The organism is Paenibacillus thalictri, assembly GCF_004307995.1.
In the GTDB taxonomy this organism is placed as follows: Bacteria; Bacillota; Bacilli; order Paenibacillales; family NBRC-103111; genus Paenibacillus_AF; species Paenibacillus_AF thalictri.
This window is the reverse complement of sequence record NZ_SIRE01000026.1, coordinates 12,589-33,978: the sequence shown is the minus strand read 5'-3', so window position 1 is coordinate 33,978 and position 21,390 is coordinate 12,589. Positions and strand designations below refer to the sequence as shown.

Below are 21,390 nucleotides of genomic sequence, written 5' to 3'. Positions count from 1 at the left end.
TTTTTTAATGTAGCATAGATGGCGGCAATAACCAAACCACGAATTTGTGTCGTGCGAGGTTTAATAGGGAAGCCGATGCGATTCCGGCCGGTTCCGCCACTGTAACAATGGAGCCATCGGACCCCAATCTAATGCTCACCATTCCGAAACAAAGACGGGCTTGCGCCCGTCTTCGCTATATATCGAGCAGCTTCTTCACCCGCTGTTCCAAATCCACCATGGAAAAGGGCTTAATCATAAAATCGTCAAAACCAATCTGAATCCGGCTTGCCAACTTGATTTCTTTCGCCCGGCTCGACAACATCAATACTTTCGTCTTCTGCGGGGACCGGTCATCCTGCAGCTTCTCCAGCATCCCAAAGCCATCCAGCGTCATGAGTTCATCGACAATACAAAGATCGGCAGGACTCGCAGCAGAAAGCAGCTGACATGCTTCTTCCCCGTTGGCAGCCCCCGCAATATCCACATTCGGCAGCTGCAGCCGTGAAATGAGAATCGACCTCAAAAAAGGATCCGCTGCGGCGACGACGATTTTTTTGCAACGCTCCGCATGTCCATCCCGGCCGGCCATACCGTTCATTTCGTCCACAGACAAAACGACTTGATTGCGGCCCTGCTGCTTAGCAAGGTACATGGAGGCATCCGCTTGCCGAACCCACATCTGCAATGTCATTCCGGCACGCCACTCGGCAACTCCCGCAGAAAATGTAATATACAGAGCTTCCCCCTCATGATGTGCAATCGCCTCTTGGCGGGCAAGCGATAAAATATATTCAGTCACTTTATGCGCATCTGCTCCTGACGTATTTGGCATGACCACCACAAACTCTTCGCCGCCGAGACGGGCCAGCAGATCGGAGGAACGCAGGTTGTTTTGCAGAAGACCGGCTAGTCCCTGCAGCACCAAATCGCCGATGTGGTGGCCATACGTATCATTTATCGCTTTAAAGCGGTCAATATCCATAAAAACGAGTGAAATCGGTACCGGATGCCTGCTGATCCGCTGCAGCTCCGTTTGGATTTGATGATCGAAATACCTTCGGTTGTACACTCCTGTAAGCGGATCGCGGAAAGCAACCTTTTCGAATATTTGAGTCCGGTGAAGAATACCGTAGATGCGGGCGACGAGCTCCTCATACGCAAACGGCTTGGTTACAAAATCGACGGCTCCAAGAAAAAAACAGCGGACTTTGTCCTGGACATCGGCCCGAACGGACATCACAATCAGAGGCACCCATTTTAACACGGGATCGCTTTGCAGAAATTCGAAAATCTCATATCCGGATTGTGGGTACATCATCAAATCCAGAAGTATCAGATCATAATGATGCTCGCGCAAAAGCCTCTTCGCCGATTCTATATCCGAAGCCTCGTCAATAGCGGTGCAGCCATCCATGAGCAGGCGATTGACCAAATATTCGCGCAGCGTGTCGTCGGTATCGATGATAAGCAGCCTGCTTTGCACAAAAGCATGCAGCGCATTTTTCATCAACCCGTTTTGCTCGTCGATATCCAATTCCCGTTCACACAGTTCTTTTTCCCTGTTTAATTCAGCTGCTATCGCTTGCGATTCCGCAATACTTCTGCTGCAGAGGCTGCCCCAATCCGGAGCACCGACGGAAATTTCGTTGATCCATCCCCAAACCTCCAGCCATTGCCCCGCAACCGTTCCGATCCGGCTAAAACCAAACATTGAAGCGTTACCCTTCAGCGACAGCATAAAGCCGTACATCCCAACCGCATCCCCATAGGTCAGCCATGAGCCATTTGAAGCAAGCAAACCGGTCATCCGCTGAAGCCGGGGCGTTAATTGCTGCAAATACTTTCTTTTGCCGTTTCGCAGAAAATCATCATCGATTCGGTTGTGCTCTTCATCAAGCCATCCCGGCATCCGATCCACTCCACATATCCAATATATTCGCAATTTTGGGGGTGTAAGCCGTCCAAAGCCAGAGCTAGATGAGTTGAACCAATGGTTTGGAAGTCCGCTCCATTCCGAAAGGGATTATCTTGCCCGCTTCAAACATCTTGTTTTGAATTCCTTTTATTAAATGGGCCTTCGGATGGTAGGAATTCAAAGCCAAAACTTGCTGGCAAGACAATTCCCTTTCTCCACTGCACTCTGCTCTTCCTGGAAGTCTTTGGTTCAACATATATAGATGTCTCTTGCTCAGCCTGTCCCGTCCAGCGTTTCAGCATCACATGAAAAAATATTGCTGCACATTTTCATCATTATACCATTCCGAATATTTGATGATATACTTAATTTAATGAATCGTTTCAGCTAAGCAGCGCATGTGCTCGATTATCTGTTCATCATCTATTTCTATGTGGATCGAACTATGGTAATATGGAAAAAAGCTTTCGATCTGCCGTTCGTTCTCACGGCTATTTGCAGCATGGGGAAGCACACTTTTGTTTTAAATAAAAGAGGTTGATGTAATGGAAAATATCGATCATTTAATCCGTAAAGTCGTTAAATATGTAACCTTCGGACAGCCCGTATCCCAAGGTTCGGTTGTCAGTCAGCGGATATCCGATCCGCGCATTCCGATTCTGGCCTTTTATTTAAGTCTGCAGCAAATCGATGAGAAAGAGCAATATTACCATGAGATTTGGTTGAAAAAAGAGGGGATGTTTGCGATTACCGAAGCATGGTACAGAGGGTCCAATGTAACTCGCAAGCTGCTCAAAGATCATCTGAATTTTGAACAGCTGAGAACTGAGTTCGGAGAAGAAATAGCTAATAACGTAGGTCTGCGTATTACGGAGATTATAAAAAAGTCGGAAAGAGCGGATTGGAGCTCCGGTTCCGGAAAATCAAGGGCTTAGGCATCCCGTTACACAGGGAAACCTAAGCTTTTTTGGTCTTGTTGCCGCTGCGGTAACCCCGCCATGAACCGCCCAAAATCTCCTTCAGGCCATGGGAGTCGGAATATACATAAATCCAGCCCTCTAGCGCATCACGCGATTCATCGCGTACCCAAACCCGCTCATATTCGTTAGGCCGGTTCGGGCCGTGATAATCTTCAAAGGCGTCAATTGTCGGCAGCGCGGCGGGATCGATCGTCAGCCATTCGCCAACAATCCGGCTCCCTTCCGGGTGAAGCACGAGGGCCGGGTACTCTCCGGCATCATACAACTTGCCCCGCACCGCCCCCGTTTCAACCGAAATCAAATAAGGGGCGACCACATCATGATTCGCCTCTCCGCTCAACAGAGTGCCGTACACAAACATTTTCATTAAGGCGGCCTCCAGCATACCGTTCATTTCAGTTCATTATACCGCACCTTACGCTGCAAAGACATGTAGGGGCCAAGGAGTCTAGTGTTCATTCGATCAATTGCATTGCATGCGATCATTGCATATAAAATCAATTGAAAATAAGATGACACGTTCGGTCGGCGACCTTGGCGTGGCGGGACTTTCTTGCCAAGGATTCTTTTGAAGCTGCTGGCAGCTCATGCGAATCCCAGGCGCACGTTGCGCTGTGCGGCGGTCGGTCGAACCCCACGCTGCGGTCATTGCTGTACTTCTTGCCCTGAGGCTTTGCGCAATTCATTGGCGAGCCGGTGAAACTCCGTCCTGGCCTCATCGCTGCCAGTTGCCTCGTGAGCTGCCGCCAAAAAAGCGATGATTGCATTAGCATCATCTGCTGCCAGCATATAGTCATCTCCTTTTGCCAATTCGTCAAAAAGCCGGTCCCAAGGGAATTTGGGTCCAGGGCATAACGGTTTGCCGGTCGGATTCACCATAAAGTGACCAATCACATGATAGCGGTCCAACTCAAACTGCCGGCCCCATAGCTCGCTAATATCATTGCGGATATATTTATGAAGCCAGACCGATGCGACGAATTGGGCTTCCGTTAAATCTCCGTCCATCCCCTCATGCTCTATCGAAACAGAATAAAGATTCGGGTTGATTCCCGGATTATCTTGTATCACAGGCAGATTCGAAGCGGCAATGTCTTTGGCAGCCAGACCGTTAGCCCAAGCCATCCGCCGAATATCGACGTACTGATGAATGCTCCCATCCCGGGCAACGCCAAAATGAGCGGAAGACATATCATTGTTGGGACTGCGAAACCAGTTGTCCATGCTGCTCATCGTCCCCGCCGATATATGGTTGACAATAACGTAAGGTACGATGCCCTGCCGGTCGTTGGAATTGGTATACTCATTGCCCATCCAGACAATATCACGCTCTGTGGTCATGGCCCGTCTCCGCTCCTTTATTTTTGAGCACCGTAATGACCTGCTTTACGGTATCAGGCAGCGGCAGCCCCATGCGGCCGTAATTCTCCGTAATGCTGATCAGCTCGTTAGCAAGGTAAAAACAGATCGCTCCGGTCATAATCCAATCTACCTCCAGCAGCATGTCCATCCGGTGAGCCAGTACAACAAGCAGCACCATAAACATCTTTTTGGCCACGCCTTTAAAGCCAGCGTCGCTGCTAAGCCCTTTATGCTCCATGATGGATGCGCCTACACCGCTGACATAATCGATGACAATTGCAATCAAAAATAATGCAAGCAATTCGCTCCACCTCCCGAAGGCGTAGGTTATCCCTACGCCTATCCCCGCTGCCGATAAATTGAGAATCGTTTGATTCAAAGGTGCGGACCTCCTTTTTACTAATTTATGGGGAAATTGTAGTTTTATATGAAGCTAATCCATTAGGCCCTTTCGAACTTACACTGCTATAACTTTGCAATTGCCTTAACTCCCTGAGGAGTTTGTACTCGCAACGGACTGGCCAACACGTCATTTACCGAAACGAGTTCAAAACAACCTGTTCCTGCAGTTGTTGCCGTCCTTAGCGACTTGGGTTCCGATACGCCCGAAGTTAAATCGTATACGGGTAAAGAGAGGCTTGTACTGCTGTTACTGATACGTGCTTCACCTATTTTTTTCTTGGTGATGAATTCTCTCCATGTGTACGCGCTCTGATTTCCTGCGTTGTCATAATGAGCCACAGTATACATATAGCGCTGCCCCTTTAAGAGACCTGTAATATATTTTTCGTAGGAAACACTAGAGCTAGTGGAAACAACGAGACCTACATAGACATCATCCCAGCTTGTACCGTTCCATTTCGCGAGCCACAATTCTGTATGATTATACCCCGACGAAGGCGATGGGTCTGATATAGCGCCCCATGATATAGTCGCGGTTGTCTCCCCATACACTACGGATGGATTAGGGTCATTAGCGCGTTGGGTATCGACAAAAAAGTATGCCGTCTTGGACGCCGGGCCACTCATCCAGTTCCCTGCGCGGTCATGCGCGTAAAAGTCAACTCGATACTCCCCGTCCTGCGTTACTGGGATATCCGCGTAGTAATCAGATCCGGAAGGATTACAAGGCACACTATTTACCGCACTGCCATCTGGCCTAACGTAGTTACAATAAACAGCTGCGACACCCGATGTCGCGTCCGTGATCCCGTAAGCCCAAACACGACGTGTTCCGCTTGTTTGATTAGTGTAGCTGTATCCCTGAACGCTGGTTATTGTCGGACCTACTGTGTCGTAATAAATAGTCGATTCTAAATAAGAGCCGTTTCCTGCCTGGTCATAAGCCCAGAATACAATGCCGTGACTTGCGTTTCCTTCAAAGCTTACGTCATAATCGTAGTGCCACGTTCCGCCGCCATCATTAACTGCTGTATACGGTCCGTAGTACGCGGATCGATCGGCTTTATAGATATACGCGTCCACCCTCTGTACACCAGAATTCGTGTCCTGTACCCCAGTAACGTACATACGCTGGGTCGGCTGGTAAGTATATGTTGTAGGTGAAATACCTACGAATGTCGGAGGGATCGTATCATAAACATAATAAGTGTCATAAGCGACACTCCAGAATCCCACAGCGTCGACCACATGGAACCTGACCAAATGCGCTCCCTGAAACCCGTCCGCCGGAGTAGGGAAGTCGTAGTACCATAGGCCGCCACCAGCATTAACGCAAGGCTGCTGCTCAATTAACCATCCTCCATTAGTCGGATTCTGCATCCAGACATAAACCATTGCTACGCCGCTGACGTTATCTGCGACACCGTACAAATGGATTCTAACGCCCCCATTTCCGTACTTAGTACCGTCTGGGTACGATGCCCACGGAGGAGTAGTGTCTATGTACACTAGACCAGTGCCGCCATAAGCCGGGTCTGGTCCTGCCCCGTTAACCTTATTTTCTACGCCGTTTCGGTCGCGGACTTTCATCCTTATATAATAAGATCCGTCAGCAGGAATCACGCCAGCTGGTATTGTGTAATTTGCCGCGTTGCTCGAAATCCATCCGCTATTCCATACGACACCGGAGTACGTGCCGTTAACGATTTCCATAAAAAACGCGCCTTGATAGTCACCGGGATCTGGATCACTGAACGTCCAAGCTATCGTTGGGGTTCGCGTTGCCATCACTGTCCCGGTTGGCGGATAGGCGATCACAGGTGCATTTGGCGGCGCGTTAACGGTCACAGGGTAAACGAGATTATGAAATATAGTAGTTAGTCCGGTATAGTTTGACTGCATCGGAGCGTACGCGATTACCTGATTCCCTCCGCTAGTGGTACTGGCATTATACTGGTATCTAGGGGCAACGAGTCTTTGTGAGTCGCTGCCAGCCCAAGCGTTTGAAAGGGCATTAGCGGTTACGTTGCCGCCGTAGTACCAGCTTATTCCGTCGTACGAGTAGAAATAGAATATGGGTTGTGTGATTGACGACGCGTAGACTCTGTTAAAATACACGTATAGACAATAGCCGTCGGTAGAAACGGCGTCCATGGCTGCATAACCCGACGTCAAATAGGAATTAATGTCAATGGTGGATGTGTTAGGCACATTCATTCCAGTTGCGGAATTGGTGTAACTATAAGCCAGCTTGCCTTGGCTAGTACCTGAGCCAGTTTGGCTGTTAAACATGAACAGCTTACCCCTGAATTCAATCCACTTACGCATTAGGAAACTGGTAGAGTATCCGACTTTACTGTCACTGTATGACGAATACGCGCCTACTAAGGTCGTCGAACTGTACGTATCGTGGGAATACGTCAGGTATACCGGGTCGGCTACAGTATTACCGTCTCCATCTTGGTAGGACGGGCCATAACTAGTAGTCGAAACAAAACCGCCTCTTGTAGTGCTGATAGAGTAGCCGGGTTCGGGGTATGTAGGTGTAACATTCGAAAGCGAAGCTCCTAAAAGTGTCTGTGACGCTGATATTATCGCCCCAGTGGACAAGTTAACCTTTTGGAATCCGAGTAGTCTGGTATTCCCTGCACCGGGAAATGCAAAATATGACACCGCAGTTCCCGCCGAGCCGTCAGATACAAGCGCGCCGTAGCTTGAAGTGACAGATCGGTCATAACCCGCTAACAATGTCTCTCTTATTTCACTTGAATTGCCGTATTGGTCTAGCGCTACGTAGAAGGCTCCCCCCGAATAATTATACGTAGACTTAGAGTAGGTAGTGAACGACACGACTGCCCATTTTCCTGTACCGTCGAGCTTGATAAACACATAGTTATTTGGAGCAGTCCAATGTTCTACCCAAGTTTTACCACCGTCTTTAGAACGTAATATGGTAAATTGTCTATAGCTTAAATCATAGTAAGACACTGCCCACATGATTCCACTGTCAAGCTGAACCATTTCCACAAACTTATATGCTCCAAGATCGACCGCTGTCCATGCCATCTTTATTCCCCTCCCATTACAGAATTAGGACGGTTGCACACAGTCCCCTGTTGTTTTATAGGTCACTTCGTACCCACATACGTCCGACAGCAGGGGATACTGGATCGCTAGTGCGGACCTCTATAACAAGAGATTTCGCTGAATCGGCCCGTATACCGTCTACGTATCCCATATTGGCAATATCGTTTGTCACTGCTGGACTCGCCACCTGCGCCCGACCATTCGAGTCACGCTGCATGATCGCATTAGAAGTTACATTTGAAGTGGCTCCATCCAGCTTCGATTTGTCGGCACCGTTCATAAAACCCGCTGCTCCTCCAGCGATTGCACTCGGATGTGCCGCCCCCCCCGATCCCGCATGAGCATCCAATTGCGCTTTAGTCGCAACATCGCTTCCAACCTTCTCGGCGGTTACCGCTCCGTTTGCCAGTTTGGCTGTCGTTACAGAGCCGTCAGGGTGATCGAGAACAGCCGCTGTTTTATGCGAGTTTAGATCGCCATCAGTCGCATACTGCGGATGTGGATCAGTTGCGCTTTTATGTGCATCCAAGTCCGCTTGAGAAGCTGCCGCTGTGTCAATCTGATCAAATATGTTGTTAAAAGCCTCCCTGCTGACTACTTCATTTCCAAGTGGCTTGGGAATTTTCAATTTATTAGATAGTTCTGGCATCTAAATTTCCCCTCCATTTTTTACCTTTTATTAGTTCTTATACTTCCACATTCATATTATTGCGGCTATACAAATGTAGCTGACCCCAGGTAAGTCCAAGTTCATCCAAATAGTCAAATGATATTGAAATTGAATCTAATTCATCAAAAATAAAATATCTAAACACATATTCCACCGCCAAATGAGCAGGTTTAATCTCCTCGATGGCCGCCTTCAAGTCGTCCAAATTGGGCGGGGTGCCTAACGTATCGACAAATCTCACGGTAAACCGGTACATTTCAGGCTGCGCAGTGACCTCAACAGCTCCCCGATCGTATGCCTCCGCTACATTTTGAATCAACTTGACCGTTACCGAGCCCACACCGCGAAGTTTGGACTCAATCACGGAACGGCGTTGTCCGATCGGTTTGGATGCGTCCGTGAAAAGACCAAGCTCTTTTTCCCACAAGTCAAGCCCCCAAGTGGCGGTTCTCACGAAAAACTGCTCCGCAATTTCATCCAATGCTTGTCTCAGCGCATCCATTTCCGCCCCTGAGGACTGCATGATGGAGCGCATGACCCGGGAGGTTTCATAATAGCCGGGAAGGTAACCCAGCATTTGCTGGCCCCGGGCGCTGGTGACTGGAAAGCTACACATATACATCCACCATCCCTAAGACCGCCACTTGTCCCGGCCCCAGCTCAATATTCGAAGTAACGCCATTGACCGTAAAATCCTCAAAGTCGATAATCGGCGCCACCTCCAGCAAAATTGCCGAAATTCGCTTATTCCGCACAAGCGAATCGTTAAACGCCAACTGCTTTAAATAATCGCGAACCCCATCTTCAATAGCGCTCTTAGCCGCTGCAACCGTAGCCCCACCCGATAAAATAAGCTTTGCTTGGATATCAATAGGAACCTCTTCGGCGGCGTCTACAGTAACGTTGGCTCCAATCGGCGCCCGTCCTTCTCCTGTACCGGCGGTAGCAGGGCAAATATAATTTTGCACCGCTTCGACCAGTTCCTCTTCAGGTGCCCGCTTATCCGCGTTTAGAACGACGACCCGCACTGTGCCTGGACCTTGCCAGAGAGGATATACTTGCACAGCGCCGACACCCGGCACCTCCAGAGCCCACTGCACATAGTCCGCTTTATTCCCGGATGTTCCGGGACTGCGGACCTTTATTAAATAACGCTCCACTAGCGATTCGTCGCTTTCATCATCTGCGCCGTCAGCCATCGGGTGAAGATTAGCTACTTGCGCAATACCCGTGAGAGGCGTGACTATCACTTTAATGGCCGCCGCAGGAACGTTGCCTTGACGGCCTGCGGAGATCGCAGCAATGTCCGCCAGAGCTTTTCCCTGGCCGTCCAAAGTCACCGCCTGGGTTGTCTCGAATTCGATAGAAGCAGTATTGGTGGCCGGATCCGCTTCTGTCGCAACGATCGCTCCCTTAGGGACAACCGTACCCGGTATTCCTGTAAAAGTCGCCTGACCGGCGGCCTTTACAGCCTGCCTACGCGTAATCCCGTGTTCCTCGCAACGTAAATCCAAATATGTGCCAAAAGACGTGGCCAAAAAGCCGCGCCGCAACACCTCCTGGCCCCAAATGGCGGCCTGTGCCAACTCCATAGCTGCCGGAGTCAGCGAATCCCAAATATAGCTGCCTTCCGTTGTATCCAAATCCGATGGCAACCGCGCAAACATACGCCTACGGATCGTTTCCTCCGTTTGCTCCGTTAAATAATCGGGAATTTGAGTCATCAGGGCACCATCCTCATATTCATCTGCACTGACGTCCCACGTCTGCTTGTTACCTCACACATAAAAAAGCAATGATCACCTTCCCATTGAAGGGATACCATTTCGGCTTTGGCCGTCCGCGGATCCGCCATTAATGCTTCTTTCGTCATTCGTTTCAGCTCCATTTCATTGGCCTCTCTAGTCAAATGCAGGGCGATCAAGTCGTCAAACTCCTGACCGTAACTGCGAGAGTATGCCAAATACCGGTACCGTTCCGTGTGAAGCGCTTTTTGGCACCATTCCACCCAAGCTTGGTCTTCATCTGCTGTGACCACTTTGCCGGCAGGAGTAACCATAAACTCGCCCGTTTCAAAATCAAAACGCCAGCTGCGGCCAAAAACAGTTTGCTTGGATACCTTCACCTCTTCGAGAACACCGCCGCTTTCATTCACTGGAAATAAATTAGGCATAACTCACCACCTTGCTCACTACAATCACCTCTTGCCCGTTAAACACCGGCACTGCCAGCACACGGTCTCCCGGCTGGAGTCCGCTTTTTAAGCTGATGCGCACTTCATTTACAGCAGCTTCATGAAAATGAAACGTACATTCTCCTGCAACCTCGCCATTCCGGCTATCCTTAAGCCCAGTTACATTGCCTTGCAGTGCAAACGAAGGAAAATACAGCTTAGCCAACCATTCCGAAACGTAAAATTGTTGGATTTCATGCTGAAACGAATCCAGCTTGACGCCCGTTGCCGTGATCGTGCCCAATTCGCAGGGGAGGCCGGAAATGGAAAGCGACGATTTCTGATCCATTCGCAGATCCAGCATCGATACAAGTTTCTTATACGGATCCATAATATTTCCTCCTGACATAATCCGGCGTTGCCAATTCGAGACTCATCCGTCCAGGAACACCCAGTTCATGACGTACCGAGGTCACAAGCAACTCAAGCCCGCTCCCGGCCAATTCAATCCGATCGCCCGCCCGAATGATATTAATGTCAATTCCGGACACCGTAAAAGTTTCTTGAATCCCCGATAACATTTGACGCGCCTGCGTTCGAGCTTCGGCAATACTGCCCTTGCTGTCTTGCACCATTTTTTGCAGCGTGCCATAACGCGCGATGTCTCCTTTTTCAATAGCCAGAACAAGTGATGGCGCTTGTGTTGGATCTTCCCCGTTATTGTCAGTTGTTTCCGTCTCTTCAGACAAGGCAGATTCCCCTTGCCCGGCACGTGCTTTTAGCTCTGAGCCGAGCACTTTCACTTGGGTTACCGCCCCGTCCAGCGTCTGTCTTTGAGCGACATCCAGTACGTTTCGCTCCAATTCCAGCGACCAAACCGTGGTATTGCTGCCGAGCCTGAACAATTCCAATCCATCCGGCGTCATGCGAGGCCGGTACATCTCTCCGCCATAAGCAGCCGTTTCCTTCAGATCCGCTTGGATCATCGAATAAATGGTCTGGGCGCGATACAAGCTGCGTGAAAGCGGCACGCTGCTTTCTTCCAGTCCCGCTAGTGGAATCCCCCAGTTTTGGGCGTATCGCGATAGTCGCTGCGAGGCGGTCTGGCCTTTAGACATCAGCATTTCGTCTTCGCTTTTGGACAAATAAATCGTTCGGTCGTAAATAGTCAGGTCAATGTGCTTTTGTCCGCTGTCGCGACTGGACCAGTCCCATAAAACGCCGGGATTCAGCAAATCGGCCATGTCGCTTCCTCCAAATGGAATGCCTGATATACGAACAGACTGCCCAGGAACTAGGTCTGGCAGATCTGGCGTTGCTACAAGACCAACAGCGGCACGGAGAGAAATCTCATCAAGAGATTCCTCCAGCACAATGCTTTCAACCAGTTCTCCCAGCATAAAGCGTTCTGCCAGAACAACCTCGTACGTGTTCCCACCAGGTCGAATCATTGTGGAATCACCAACCTCTGCCCCTGACGAATCCAATCGGGGGAAGGACCAATCAGCGCTTGGTTGGCTTGGTATATATCCGTATACCGATTGCCATTGCCGTATAGTCTCTTGGCTATAGTCCACAGCGTATCGTTCTCCGCAACTTCATAAATTTGCGGAACCGGCTGCAAATCCAATCTCGCTTCAAGCGAACCGCTAGCTGCTTCTTCCGCCGTTCGCACTTTTGCTTCACGCCATGTGCGGCATGTCAAATCGAAGTAAACATCCCCGGGCTCCCCGCCGCGAAAGGTGCTGCTGTGTGCAGATACAAGTACAAAAACGTTGACGTCGGTGTCCGTTATGAGGAGCTGTACCGGTCTTTTGCTTAGCATTAAATCATTTAATCGGTTCATTGCTTGCTGCGGGTCAGGTACCGGCTGATAGCGGCAATAACTGGAATCGTATACTTTAGGAAAAAAAGAAGAGAAGGAAATGTCTTTCACCTTCTCCGCTTGCGGAAAATCGATTTCTCCAAACCGCATCACATTGACGGTTTCCAGCTGTTTCTCCCGCTTGATTGAAATCTCGCCAGGATTCACTGGCAGCCACAGCCAGTCCCCTGTAGAATCTATGAAAAAAATATCCATGCCGACACCTCTACACCCTATTTTCGAGCGCCGCCCGAATGTTTTGCACGATTTCCCGACCGATGCGCTGCGCCATTTCGCCGTCGTCCATATGATCTCCCAGTTGTACCGCAACACCGCCGACATGTATGTTTAACGATCCTCCGGAAGATGCCGCTCCCGCAGCGCTCACTCCCCCATACGGCTGAATGCCTAAGTAGCTCCCTGCCTCCTGCCATAAACCAATAGCCCGTTCACGCAATCCTGCTGAAAGCGGAATAATGGCTTCGGGACCGTTTTCGGCTACAAGCCCCAAATGCGGTGTCGTTAGAATCCCCCCTCTTGCATGTTGAGGGATGCCGCTACCCGTTCCTTCCTTCTGTCCCCCCAGCGATGAGAGCTTCTCCAGCACCCATTTGCCCGCGGGACCAAGCTTCTCGGCAATTTGGCTGACACCGGAGAATAACGCATCGGCGATCAATTGCCCGATCTCCAAGTATCCAGACAGCTGTTGTTTTACGAATTTGAGCAATCTGTCCGGAATTCGAGCGATAAACTCCGCAGCCTGATCCGGCAGCAGCGAGAGAATCGCAAGGGCTCCTTCCTTCGCTTGGCCCCACCAATCTGCAAAAAGTGACGGTAATTGGGCTAGTTCCTGCATTGTACTGCCAAGCATATCCGAAAGCTTGCTCTGCACTAGCCCCGGCAGCTCATTCAACCAGGAGGTCGCCTGCTCTTTCCACTGCGGAATATTCAGTTTGCCGATGCTTTCGCCTATATAGCCGCCTAGCTTATTTCCCCCGAGGTTCCCCAGCGTGTCCCCGATCCATCCGCCTATAGCGGCACCTCGTTTTTCTCCGAGAAAAGATACTTTCCCGCCGAGCTTTGCTCCAAGCTGCGAGCCGTATTGGGCCCCGTACCTGCTGCCGTACTTCGATCCCGCAGTCCCTCCGAATTCCGCGGCCTGCTCAACCGTATCCGCCTGCGCGATGGACAGTAGATCGCCGCCAACTTCCCTGGCCAACTCAGGATCGTAGTGATCCTTAGCCCATTGGAATGCGCTCGACAGTTTGCTTAATGCATTGGTCCATACCCCAGTTCCGCCGGCTGAAGCTGCATGCCTCACCTTCTCGCCCGTTTGACCATTTTTCCCGGAACTGCTTGTTTTTCCGTTTGATTTGGTTTTTGACGCTTTCCCTGAAGCCTTATCTCTGGCTTTATCCGGCTTGCTGGCTTTGCCGCTTCCATCTTTGGTCCTGCCATTCCCTCCAAAGGAAAATAACCCTTTAGCTCCGGACGTAATGCTATCCCACGCTCCTCCGAGCGCCTCGTTTGCTTTACCGCTGCCAAAGATGCCGCCTATCTTGTCGCCGATCCACTCACCTGCCGATGAGCCGGCGATCCCGCCGATCAGCCCTCCAGCCGCTCCTCCAATCGCTGTGCCGAGCCCCGGGACAACCGAACCGATTGCAGCGCCAAGCATTGCTCCTGTTTCCGCTCCGGCCCAAGTGCCGGCCCATTTGCCGGCTGTAGCCCCGGCTTTCTGGGGCAGTTCCTCTTTCGAGGCGTTCATCAGCGTATTTGCATCGTCAAGCATTTCAAGCGGCATCGTCAATTTTCCACCGATTTTGCCACCTAAAGCTTTTACTCCCTTGCCAAGAGAAGAAAAAATACCGCCAGCTTTAGAAGATAATCCACTTGTCATCTTCTTTGCTGCATTCGATACGCCGGATAGCGCATTTGCCGTTTTCCCCGCTTTGCCTCCGGATTTGGAAGGAGCGCCGCTCTTACTCTTAGAATTTTTGGGAGATTTTTGTTTGCCCTGCTTTCTGCTTTTCTCGGGCCGTTCGGCTCCACCTTCGACATCATCGCCTCCGGATTCCTCATTTGAGGCGTTCATCAGCGTGTTTGCATCGTCAAGCATTTCAAGCGGCATCGTCAATTTGCCGCCGATTTTGCCTCCTAAAGCTTGTACTCCCTTGCCAAGAGAAGAAAAAATACCGCCAGCTTTAGAAGGTAATCCACTTGTCATCTTTTTTGCTGCATTCGATACGCCGGATAGCGCATTTGCCGCTTTCCCCGCTTTGCCTCCGGATTTGGAAGGAGCGCTGCTCTTACTCTTAGAATTTTTGGGGGATTTTTGTTTGCCCTGCTTTTTGCTTTTCTCGGGCCGTCCGGCTCCACCTTCGTCATCATTGCCTCCGGAGAACAAGTTGCCGATCCAACTGATGGCATCGGCCCCTTTATCGGTAAGCAGTTCGCCGGCCACCATCCCCCCGGCTTCCCCGATCTTTTCTCCCCATGCCGTTCCCGTTTCCTCATCGAGACCCGGGATATACGCGCTTAACTTCCGTCCGATATCGCTGCCGAAATCTTTGCCGTAAGACATTCCCGCCCAACTAGCCGCTTTTTTCGTCATCGCCTTGATGCGATGACCTTTGTTCGATTGGAACACATCAATGGTCGTATCCAGCATGGCTTCCGGTGATGTCATTTCTTGTCTCGTTTGGTCCGCCCGGTTAAGCGCACCTTGTCCAAAAGCCATCGCTCGGGATATTTTCCCGCCGAAACCTCCTTGACCATTGGCGTCAACACCGGAAGCGCCTGCGCCGGCAGATCCGGTACCCGATGACCTTCCGCTGGACTTGCGGCCTGCTCCGCTTGCCGAGCCTCCATTCGTCTGAATAGCGGCTCCAGCCGCCGCAGACGCACCAACACTGGCCATCGCATCCTTAGCCCGCTTGCCGGCTTCTCTGGCCAGCTTATCAAAGCCACCTTGCAGCATGGATTGCGAGTTTGCGGTGAGTTGGTCGAAAGCGTCAAGCAGCTTCTGTTGGCCTTCTCCCGAAACAAGTTCGGCCGCTTCATTCAAGCCTTTTTTCAGTAGCTTCTGCCATTGTCCCCCCAGCTGTATGTTCGGGTTCAGCTTTATTCGGGAAAGCTGATCCAGCTTAGATTGGAGTCCAGACAATTTCGGGGATAACTTATCTTCTCCCTTGATTTCGACATTGAAAGTTTCTTTGCTGAACGATTGAATCGCTTTCTGCGTTGTTGTCCACATGTCCTGCAGACGCCCAACAGCTTGTTGAGATTTCCCGAGTGCTGCGCTCATCCGGTCATCCAACTCTAGAACAAGGTCGATCCGTTGCGTTTGCGCGCTAGCCATAAATCATGCTCACCCCCTTTGCCGTTGCAGCGCTTTATGTTTGTTCCTCTCATATTCCAACTCAAGCTCCATACTGGCCATAAGAAAAAGTTGCTCGCCATGCGGAAGCCTCCAATACTCGCCGGGACGCAGGTGATGGCGTTGCCACATCATATGCAGCATGGCCGCCATTCCCCCGGCCTCTATTCGTTTTTTAGCTCATCCAGCGTTGTGTTGAATCCGCTTAAATCCAGCACTGCGTCGCCAAGCGCAGACAATTCCCCTGCCAGCAAAATACGCTTGATCACCTCTTCCCCGCCGCTAGCCTGAAATTTGGCCAACAGCTTGGCATCCCCCCAATTCGGGGAAACGGTAGCTGCGGCGATAAGAGCTACATTAAATTGCTCTTCGTCCAATCGCTCCGACGTTTGCCCGCGGCGTTCTTTGCGTTCGGTACAACGTTCCCTAATGTGATACACCTGCTTGCCAGTCAAGCCACGCAACGTAACAGGAACGCCAAGCCGCGAAAGGGTCACCGTTTTCTCAGGCAGCGAATCGGCATCAAGCAGACGCTGCAAAATTTGTTCATCAGTCAATGTATTCATAATAAAGGACATCCTCCTCGTATTTTCCAAATTGGATTATACCGGGTCTTCGCAAAATACCGCGAAGCCCGGCTTATTCTATAACATGTGCTCATCGGATTGCTGCCAACCAATATAATGGTTCAGTTGCAATTCTCAGGTTTATCCTTGAACAAATTAAGGAGCGGAAATAGGGTCAAGCAGTTCGTAGCCTTCAAAAGTAAACGTGATTTCTTCCTTGACTTCTTCTCCAGCCGTCCAATTGGCAAGTTGAAGCTTATCCGGCATCACGTTCAGCAAGTGAATCCGTTCGAAACCGTATGCGTCCGGATCCTCAAGCTTGGACATAATGTCGAATTTCTCAAACCCATTTGCAATCATATCGCTTGTTACTTTAAACCCGCTCATCGTACCGGTGCCTTTCATCGGGCCTTTCTTATGCCGAACCCAAATATCACCGGCGAGATTGATCTCGCGTTTTTGCAGCTCCACCGTTGCTTCCAAATGGTTGAAATTCGTTTGCCATTTGCCTCCGATGTAGACTTGACCGTAGGTTCCCAATATGACTCTGCTTGCATCCAAACTCATGTGTTATTCCTCCTATAGTACCGTAAAGGTACCGAAAATTTGCTCGATGGTGTCGGTGAGCTTTGCTTCCCACTTTAGATACACTTGATCCGCTTCCGGCTCCACTGTTCGGCCGGTGCCGTAATACGCCGGATCAAGCGCCACATTCCAACCTGTTTCTTCAATAACGCCGCTTTGAGCCAGCGATTGCATGTATTGCTTGCACGCCCCGACAAGTGCCAGGCGGCCTTCCTCGGTATTGTTTACCTTGCCGATGTAATTCGCTTCCGCCGATTGCTGCAAATCGGCATTAATCGCATCCATGACGCGAATCGTCCGGATTTTCTTCCAGGCATTGTTTTGACCTAGACGCAGCGCGGTTAATGTATTAATCCCGCGAAGCGCCTTGACCCGGCTGCCATCGTGCACAAAGAGGAATACCCCGTTTCTTACAGCCTGCTCCTGCTCGCTTCTTGTCCAGCGTCGCGTGACTCCTTGGAACGGCGCAGCCGCATAAGTCGTTGACTCGCTCAGCTTTTGTCCGGCTATTAATCCCGCTACGTAAGAACTGATCTGTGCGGAGCTATAATTAGCGCTACTCAACGTAGCGCCTACGCCGACATTGACGATGCCTTCGTGATTGTACGTGTTGCTACGCGTCGTAGCTTTGCTCACTGCGTCGCTAGAGGTATCGTCGGCGGCTGAACCGCCAAGCACCGCCATGACCCCCTTTCCTTCCGAGCGCAGCCGGTCAATCCAAGCCACGACTGTTGCGTGAATGGCCGCATCGGTTACACCGTCCAATGCAAGCAGGTGAAAATCCTGTGTCTCCATAGCGTTAAGGGCGTCGGTATAATCTGCTGCAGCAATACTGCCGATTCCGGAATTGCCCCCGGCAAATGTTAAGCTGCCGCCATTCTTGAATTGACCTGAACCTTCAGCGAGCTTTGAAGCCACGATCCATTCATTAGCCGGATCATTATTGATCGTATCCACAGCCGCCTGAATCGCCCCTCCGGCAAAAGTGAATGTCTTCAGAGCCGCCGCTCCCTCCATCAGTTTCAAGTCAACCTTTGTCGAATCGATAGCGTTCGCTTGCAAGGAGACTTTAAATTGATTCCCTCTTGTACCGGGATATTTGGCTTCCAAACGTACAACATTAACCGGTGTGGCTGCATCGTCCTGAAGATTCAATGTCGCCTTAGCAGCGCTGGCATCTGCAATACGGTATGCGAGTACCTTGTGAGCTCCGCCGTAAAACGCCAGCTTCATAGCTGTATAAGCGGTGGCTCCTCCCGTTTCATCGGCTGAGTACACTTTTGCGGCAACCGCTTCACTGGTAACTTCAACAAATTCGCGAATTGGCCCCCAGTTCGCTTTGACCGGAACCGTTACAATCCCTCTGGCCCCCGTCTGAATCGCTGCTGCCGCAGCCGCTTGAAAATTCAAATAAAGTCCTGGCAACACCGGCATATCTGTTTGATTCCAAGTTCCTCCTGCCATTACGCCTCCACCTTCCTTAGCAAAAATTGTTTAATAGTCCCACGTAATTCGTTCAAGGAAAAATGTTCTTGCGTGTTTCCGTAAAGCGCACCAAGAACGACTTCCTTTTTAACCTGAAACAACGCTTCAGCCTGATCGATCAGCTCATCTTTTGTGTAGACACGTTCCTTGGGTTTGGCGCTGCTTATTTCACTGGTCCCAGACTCTGCCGTTACCGGATTTGCAGCCGTCGGAATAGACTGTTCCTTCGTTTTTTTCATACAGCCTTCACCTTCTCTTAAAAAATATTTGCTCCCGCGTGAATTCCCGCCATAATCGGCAGCTCCGTTGATCCGCTGACAGCGATCCTTGAGGAAAGAGTAAGCGACAGTTGCCCGCACCGAAAAGGATATTTGCGCATGTCAGAGATAATTTCGCTAATTTCCGCGCTTCTTTCCGAACCGATATGCAGCTTGGACGTACGGGCTAACGTTACGGAGAGCTGAGTCAGCAGGAGGAGGCGTTCCTGCTCATCTGGAGCAATCACATGCCCAATTAGCTTCTTGCGTATTTCCACCGTCGCCGTCCCCTTGTCCAGCACATCCACCTGTTTGGTTCTCCACAGAACAGACCGGGGCTTATAGTCCTGAGGCCAGTACGTCCGATACACTCCCCACTCCGGATCGACAAGTCCCTCTGTCCAAGCGGCGGTCGCCTCCAGCCACGGTTCCTGCCCGATTGACGCATCAACCTGGGGTCTAATGGCTCTAACTGAAAAGCGAATCGTGCGGAAGACAGCCTGCTGCTCTGCATCAAAGCCTTCAGCCTGTACCGTTCCCTCCCACAAACAGGTAAAAAAACTTCCTGAACCATCGGACAGCCTTATTCGATGCAAAGAACGAACCGCTTCATCCAGCAGCATGTCTACGGAAGTCAACGTGTCGGAATAAGCCGTGACCTCAAAAATCCGCTTTATGCCGGTCCAAGGCGTGTCCCATGCTTCTTCAGCCATTCTTATCGTTACAAATGGCTTATCCGCGGGCGTCGCCAACTCGTAAGGCTCATAACACCGTCCTTCTAAAGCGGAAATTTCAGCAGCAAGCCGAAGTTTAATTGCTTCCCGCATTAAATTCCCTCCTAAAAGCTCCCTGAAATTGTGCGTATCGGGGCAGCTCTTATCAATTCCACTTCATTGAAAGCTTATCAATGCATGCTTACATTCATGTCCTTCACCTCCCTTCGGTTCCGAGCAACGCCGGGTCAATCCCCTCCTTGATGCAGACCGGCTTCATGCAAAATTGCACGCTGCCCTCCCACCGTCCCCATAAGCAGGCAACACACTTTTCAGGTTGCCTTAATTGATTCTCATCGCTTCGTTCAAGCGGCTGCTCGTTCACCCCGCCCCTCCCCCCTTCCATCGTTTCCTGTGCATGAATAAAAAGAAACGAACCGCCGTTCGGCAGCCCGTCGTTGTTCCCGATGCTGATCGGGTGTTCGTGTGAATCAGTGTTCCTGAACCAAGTATAAAACAAGAACGTGTGTTCGTACAATTTTTGTATAATGTTCCTTTTATGTCCAATATGTCGGAGGTTTATTTGACCCTGGCATGTTCCTTCACCATTACCTCACCGTACATGTGCTCGGCCAGCAGCTCAAGCAGGTGCCGCTTTATATCGTATAAAGTTTGGCGGGATACCCCGATGTGGCGGGCGATAGCGTTCATCTTTTGGCTTTGCAGCAAACATTCAAGCAGCGTGCGCTGCCGGTTGTCCAGAACGTGGTCGACTGCGAGCTCAATGCGCTTAACTTTCTCCTCAAGCGCCTTCAGCCGCTGCCAACGGGCCTCACGTTTCTGCACCTCTCTTGCCACGACGCTGCTGACCGTCCCTTTGGCTTTCGGCTGCGCCGCATCGATACCGTAACGCGACGTCAAGCCGCTATCGATCTGCTCCAGTTCTTCCCGCAGCCGGGCAATTTCCCGCTGCATCCAGGGGTAATCTTTGATTTCCTCATCGATTTGGGCGATCTGCGCTTCAATATCTCCCCATGCATACGCAGCATAGGCTTGTCCTCTCTCTTTTACTTTCGTCGGCCCTGCGTTAGCCTGCCGAACCTTCCATTCGGGACAATCGTCAACTTGTCCGATAGACATTTGGTGAATGCGGCAAATGCTTTTTTCACCCCATAAACTTCCGGGGCACACTTCACAAATATGTTCTTGATGCTGCAATCTTTCATTTTCTGTCCATGGTTTCATATATCAACAGCTCCTTTTATGCAAACATATGTTCTTATATATTCTCATTATGTACGCATTACGCGTACTTTTCAAGTATTAAAATAATGTCTTGCTTTTATATCCGCGTTATGCGAACATGAAATAAGATTAGCACTCACTCTTTTGACCGATACGTTTGGATGATAGAATGGTCGTGACATAATGAAGCAATATGCCCTGACACCGGAGATGAACAGCTCATGATTGGTCCAAAGCTGCATCAGCTTAGGAAACATAAAGGTTGGTCCATACAACATATGGCCGACCTGCTTGGGATCGCCAAAAGTACATATGCAGGTTATGAAACAGGCTACCGCGAGCCGTCACTTGACATGCTCCGGAAGGCTGCCTCCATTCTTCAAGTCAGCGTGGACGAATTGCTTAGTGCGGGGAATAACGCGAACGAGGGAGACAGCGGCTTGCAGATGCCAAGCATGCCCGAAGGTCCACGACAACACTCGAGAACCCCGGAAAACAACTTATCTCAAGAAAGCACGGATGATCCCGAGATGGGCCTGTGGTTTAAGGAACTGCTGGAGGCCCCGGAAGAGCGCAGAGCGGAACTGCGTAAAATTTGGGATATTATTAAACAACGTGAAGCCGGCAGGTTGCCCGACCAGCATCAGGGCGAATAATAGGCGCTATTAAGCCTTTGCACAGCGAGGCTTTTCTTTTCACCCGGATAACGAACATACATTCCCTTC

Annotated in this window: 22 protein-coding genes; 2 read left to right on the top strand and 20 right to left on the bottom strand. The window is 50.5% G+C overall.

What is annotated here, in order from left to right:
* Positions 1-175 precede the first annotated feature (175 nt).
* Complete coding sequence (locus tag EYB31_RS30300) at positions 176-1,891, bottom strand: diguanylate cyclase (protein WP_131017237.1); 1,716 nt, start codon at positions 1,889-1,891, stop codon at positions 176-178.
* Positions 1,892-2,442: 551 nt separating this feature from the next.
* Here EYB31_RS30300 and EYB31_RS30295 point away from each other — a divergent pair.
* A complete protein-coding gene (locus EYB31_RS30295) occupies positions 2,443-2,832 on the top strand; it encodes a hypothetical protein (protein ID WP_131017236.1) in 390 nt (129 codons plus the stop codon).
* 22 nt (positions 2,833-2,854) lie between these two features.
* Here EYB31_RS30295 and EYB31_RS30290 read toward each other — a convergent pair whose 3' ends face one another.
* The 19 genes from EYB31_RS30290 to EYB31_RS30200 all read right to left on the bottom strand — a co-directional run bounded on the left by EYB31_RS30290 (position 2,855) and on the right by EYB31_RS30200 (position 20,665).
* Positions 2,855-3,244, bottom strand: coding sequence for a gamma-glutamylcyclotransferase family protein (locus EYB31_RS30290; RefSeq protein ID WP_240763041.1), 390 nt, complete (start codon positions 3,242-3,244; stop codon positions 2,855-2,857).
* 278 nt (positions 3,245-3,522) lie between these two features.
* Positions 3,523-4,218 (bottom strand): N-acetylmuramoyl-L-alanine amidase, encoded by a 696-nt coding sequence (locus EYB31_RS30285; RefSeq protein WP_131017235.1) that lies wholly within the window; start codon positions 4,216-4,218, stop codon positions 3,523-3,525.
* Positions 4,202-4,618: a phage holin family protein gene (locus tag EYB31_RS30280; protein ID WP_131017234.1), complete on the bottom strand. Its 417-nt coding sequence runs from the start codon at positions 4,616-4,618 to the stop codon at positions 4,202-4,204. Before EYB31_RS30280 ends, EYB31_RS30285 begins: the two co-directional genes overlap by 17 nt.
* An 86-nt stretch (positions 4,619-4,704) precedes the next feature.
* Positions 4,705-7,707, bottom strand: coding sequence for an Ig-like domain repeat protein (locus tag EYB31_RS30275; RefSeq protein ID WP_131017233.1), 3,003 nt, complete (start codon positions 7,705-7,707; stop codon positions 4,705-4,707).
* Positions 7,708-7,762: 55 nt separating this feature from the next.
* A complete protein-coding gene (locus tag EYB31_RS30270; protein WP_131017232.1) occupies positions 7,763-8,377 on the bottom strand; it encodes a hypothetical protein in 615 nt (204 codons plus the stop codon).
* Between the two features lie 37 nt (positions 8,378-8,414).
* The gene (locus tag EYB31_RS30265; protein WP_131017231.1) at positions 8,415-9,014 is read right to left on the bottom strand and encodes a YmfQ family protein; all 600 of its coding nucleotides are present in this window, start codon (positions 9,012-9,014) and stop codon (positions 8,415-8,417) included.
* Positions 9,007-10,122 carry a baseplate J/gp47 family protein gene (locus tag EYB31_RS30260; RefSeq protein ID WP_131017230.1) on the bottom strand — a complete coding sequence of 372 codons (1,116 nt, stop codon included), beginning with the start codon at positions 10,120-10,122 and terminating at the stop codon, positions 9,007-9,009. The genes EYB31_RS30265 and EYB31_RS30260 overlap by 8 nt, the downstream gene beginning before the upstream one ends.
* Entirely contained in the window at positions 10,122-10,571 is a 450-nt protein-coding gene (locus EYB31_RS30255; protein WP_131017229.1) for a DUF2634 domain-containing protein, read from the bottom strand. The genes EYB31_RS30260 and EYB31_RS30255 overlap by 1 nt, the downstream gene beginning before the upstream one ends.
* Positions 10,564-10,962, bottom strand: coding sequence for a hypothetical protein (locus tag EYB31_RS30250; RefSeq protein WP_240763039.1), 399 nt, complete (start codon positions 10,960-10,962; stop codon positions 10,564-10,566). The genes EYB31_RS30255 and EYB31_RS30250 overlap by 8 nt, the downstream gene beginning before the upstream one ends.
* A complete protein-coding gene (locus EYB31_RS30245; protein WP_240763037.1) occupies positions 10,949-11,971 on the bottom strand; it encodes an XkdQ/YqbQ family protein in 1,023 nt (340 codons plus the stop codon). Before EYB31_RS30245 ends, EYB31_RS30250 begins: the two co-directional genes overlap by 14 nt.
* A 47-nt stretch (positions 11,972-12,018) precedes the next feature.
* Positions 12,019-12,651, bottom strand: coding sequence for a LysM peptidoglycan-binding domain-containing protein (locus tag EYB31_RS30240; RefSeq protein WP_131017227.1), 633 nt, complete (start codon positions 12,649-12,651; stop codon positions 12,019-12,021).
* A gap of 10 nt (positions 12,652-12,661) precedes the next feature.
* The gene (locus EYB31_RS30235) at positions 12,662-15,796 is read right to left on the bottom strand and encodes a hypothetical protein (RefSeq protein WP_131017226.1); all 3,135 of its coding nucleotides are present in this window, start codon (positions 15,794-15,796) and stop codon (positions 12,662-12,664) included.
* 182 nt (positions 15,797-15,978) lie between these two features.
* Entirely contained in the window at positions 15,979-16,380 is a 402-nt protein-coding gene (locus EYB31_RS30230; RefSeq protein ID WP_240763035.1) for a phage tail assembly chaperone, read from the bottom strand.
* 156 nt (positions 16,381-16,536) lie between these two features.
* The gene (locus tag EYB31_RS30225) at positions 16,537-16,947 is read right to left on the bottom strand and encodes a phage tail tube protein (protein ID WP_131017224.1); all 411 of its coding nucleotides are present in this window, start codon (positions 16,945-16,947) and stop codon (positions 16,537-16,539) included.
* A 12-nt stretch (positions 16,948-16,959) separates the two neighbouring features.
* Positions 16,960-18,429: a phage tail sheath family protein gene (locus EYB31_RS30220; RefSeq protein ID WP_131017223.1), complete on the bottom strand. Its 1,470-nt coding sequence runs from the start codon at positions 18,427-18,429 to the stop codon at positions 16,960-16,962.
* Entirely contained in the window at positions 18,429-18,689 is a 261-nt protein-coding gene (locus EYB31_RS30215; RefSeq protein WP_240763033.1) for a YqzN/YkzM domain-containing protein, read from the bottom strand. Before EYB31_RS30215 ends, EYB31_RS30220 begins: the two co-directional genes overlap by 1 nt.
* Positions 18,690-18,706: 17 nt before the next feature.
* Entirely contained in the window at positions 18,707-19,534 is an 828-nt protein-coding gene (locus tag EYB31_RS30210; protein ID WP_131017222.1) for a hypothetical protein, read from the bottom strand.
* A 103-nt stretch (positions 19,535-19,637) separates the two neighbouring features.
* Positions 19,638-19,940 carry a hypothetical protein gene (locus EYB31_RS30205; RefSeq protein WP_131017221.1) on the bottom strand — a complete coding sequence of 101 codons (303 nt, stop codon included), beginning with the start codon at positions 19,938-19,940 and terminating at the stop codon, positions 19,638-19,640.
* 59 nt (positions 19,941-19,999) lie between these two features.
* Entirely contained in the window at positions 20,000-20,665 is a 666-nt protein-coding gene (locus tag EYB31_RS30200) for a hypothetical protein (RefSeq protein WP_131017220.1), read from the bottom strand.
* Positions 20,666-20,886: 221 nt separating this feature from the next.
* Between EYB31_RS30200 and EYB31_RS41040 the strand changes: the two genes are divergently transcribed.
* A complete protein-coding gene (locus EYB31_RS41040; RefSeq protein WP_240763031.1) occupies positions 20,887-21,321 on the top strand; it encodes a helix-turn-helix domain-containing protein in 435 nt (144 codons plus the stop codon).
* Positions 21,322-21,390: the final 69 nt, after the last annotated feature.

Bases quoted from the DNA above. Each gene is read 5' to 3' on its own strand.
- EYB31_RS30200 (WP_131017220.1), bottom strand. From the start codon at position 20,665: ATGAAACCATGGACAGAAAATGAAAGATTGCAGCATCAAGAACATATT.
- EYB31_RS30220 (WP_131017223.1), bottom strand. From the start codon at position 18,429: ATGGCAGGAGGAACTTGGAATCAAACAGATATGCCGGTGTTGCCAGGA.
- EYB31_RS30290 (WP_240763041.1), bottom strand. From the start codon at position 3,244: ATGAAAATGTTTGTGTACGGCACTCTGTTGAGCGGAGAGGCGAATCAT.
- EYB31_RS30285 (WP_131017235.1), bottom strand. From the start codon at position 4,218: ATGACCACAGAGCGTGATATTGTCTGGATGGGCAATGAGTATACCAAT.
- EYB31_RS30275 (WP_131017233.1), bottom strand. From the start codon at position 7,707: ATGGCATGGACAGCGGTCGATCTTGGAGCATATAAGTTTGTGGAAATG.
- EYB31_RS30300 (WP_131017237.1), bottom strand. From the start codon at position 1,891: ATGCCGGGATGGCTTGATGAAGAGCACAACCGAATCGATGATGATTTT.
- EYB31_RS30225 (WP_131017224.1), bottom strand. From the start codon at position 16,947: ATGAGTTTGGATGCAAGCAGAGTCATATTGGGAACCTACGGTCAAGTC.
- EYB31_RS30210 (WP_131017222.1), bottom strand. From the start codon at position 19,534: ATGCGGGAAGCAATTAAACTTCGGCTTGCTGCTGAAATTTCCGCTTTA.
- EYB31_RS30250 (WP_240763039.1), bottom strand. From the start codon at position 10,962: ATGGATCCGTATAAGAAACTTGTATCGATGCTGGATCTGCGAATGGAT.
- EYB31_RS30295 (WP_131017236.1), top strand. From the start codon at position 2,443: ATGGAAAATATCGATCATTTAATCCGTAAAGTCGTTAAATATGTAACC.
- EYB31_RS30245 (WP_240763037.1), bottom strand. From the start codon at position 11,971: ATGCTGGGAGAACTGGTTGAAAGCATTGTGCTGGAGGAATCTCTTGAT.
- EYB31_RS30240 (WP_131017227.1), bottom strand. From the start codon at position 12,651: ATGGATATTTTTTTCATAGATTCTACAGGGGACTGGCTGTGGCTGCCA.
- EYB31_RS30215 (WP_240763033.1), bottom strand. From the start codon at position 18,689: ATGAAAAAAACGAAGGAACAGTCTATTCCGACGGCTGCAAATCCGGTA.
- EYB31_RS30235 (WP_131017226.1), bottom strand. From the start codon at position 15,796: ATGGCTAGCGCGCAAACGCAACGGATCGACCTTGTTCTAGAGTTGGAT.
- EYB31_RS30270 (WP_131017232.1), bottom strand. From the start codon at position 8,377: ATGCCAGAACTATCTAATAAATTGAAAATTCCCAAGCCACTTGGAAAT.
- EYB31_RS30230 (WP_240763035.1), bottom strand. From the start codon at position 16,380: ATGAATACATTGACTGATGAACAAATTTTGCAGCGTCTGCTTGATGCC.
- EYB31_RS30265 (WP_131017231.1), bottom strand. From the start codon at position 9,014: ATGTGTAGCTTTCCAGTCACCAGCGCCCGGGGCCAGCAAATGCTGGGT.
- EYB31_RS30260 (WP_131017230.1), bottom strand. From the start codon at position 10,122: ATGACTCAAATTCCCGATTATTTAACGGAGCAAACGGAGGAAACGATC.
- EYB31_RS41040 (WP_240763031.1), top strand. From the start codon at position 20,887: ATGATTGGTCCAAAGCTGCATCAGCTTAGGAAACATAAAGGTTGGTCC.
- EYB31_RS30255 (WP_131017229.1), bottom strand. From the start codon at position 10,571: ATGCCTAATTTATTTCCAGTGAATGAAAGCGGCGGTGTTCTCGAAGAG.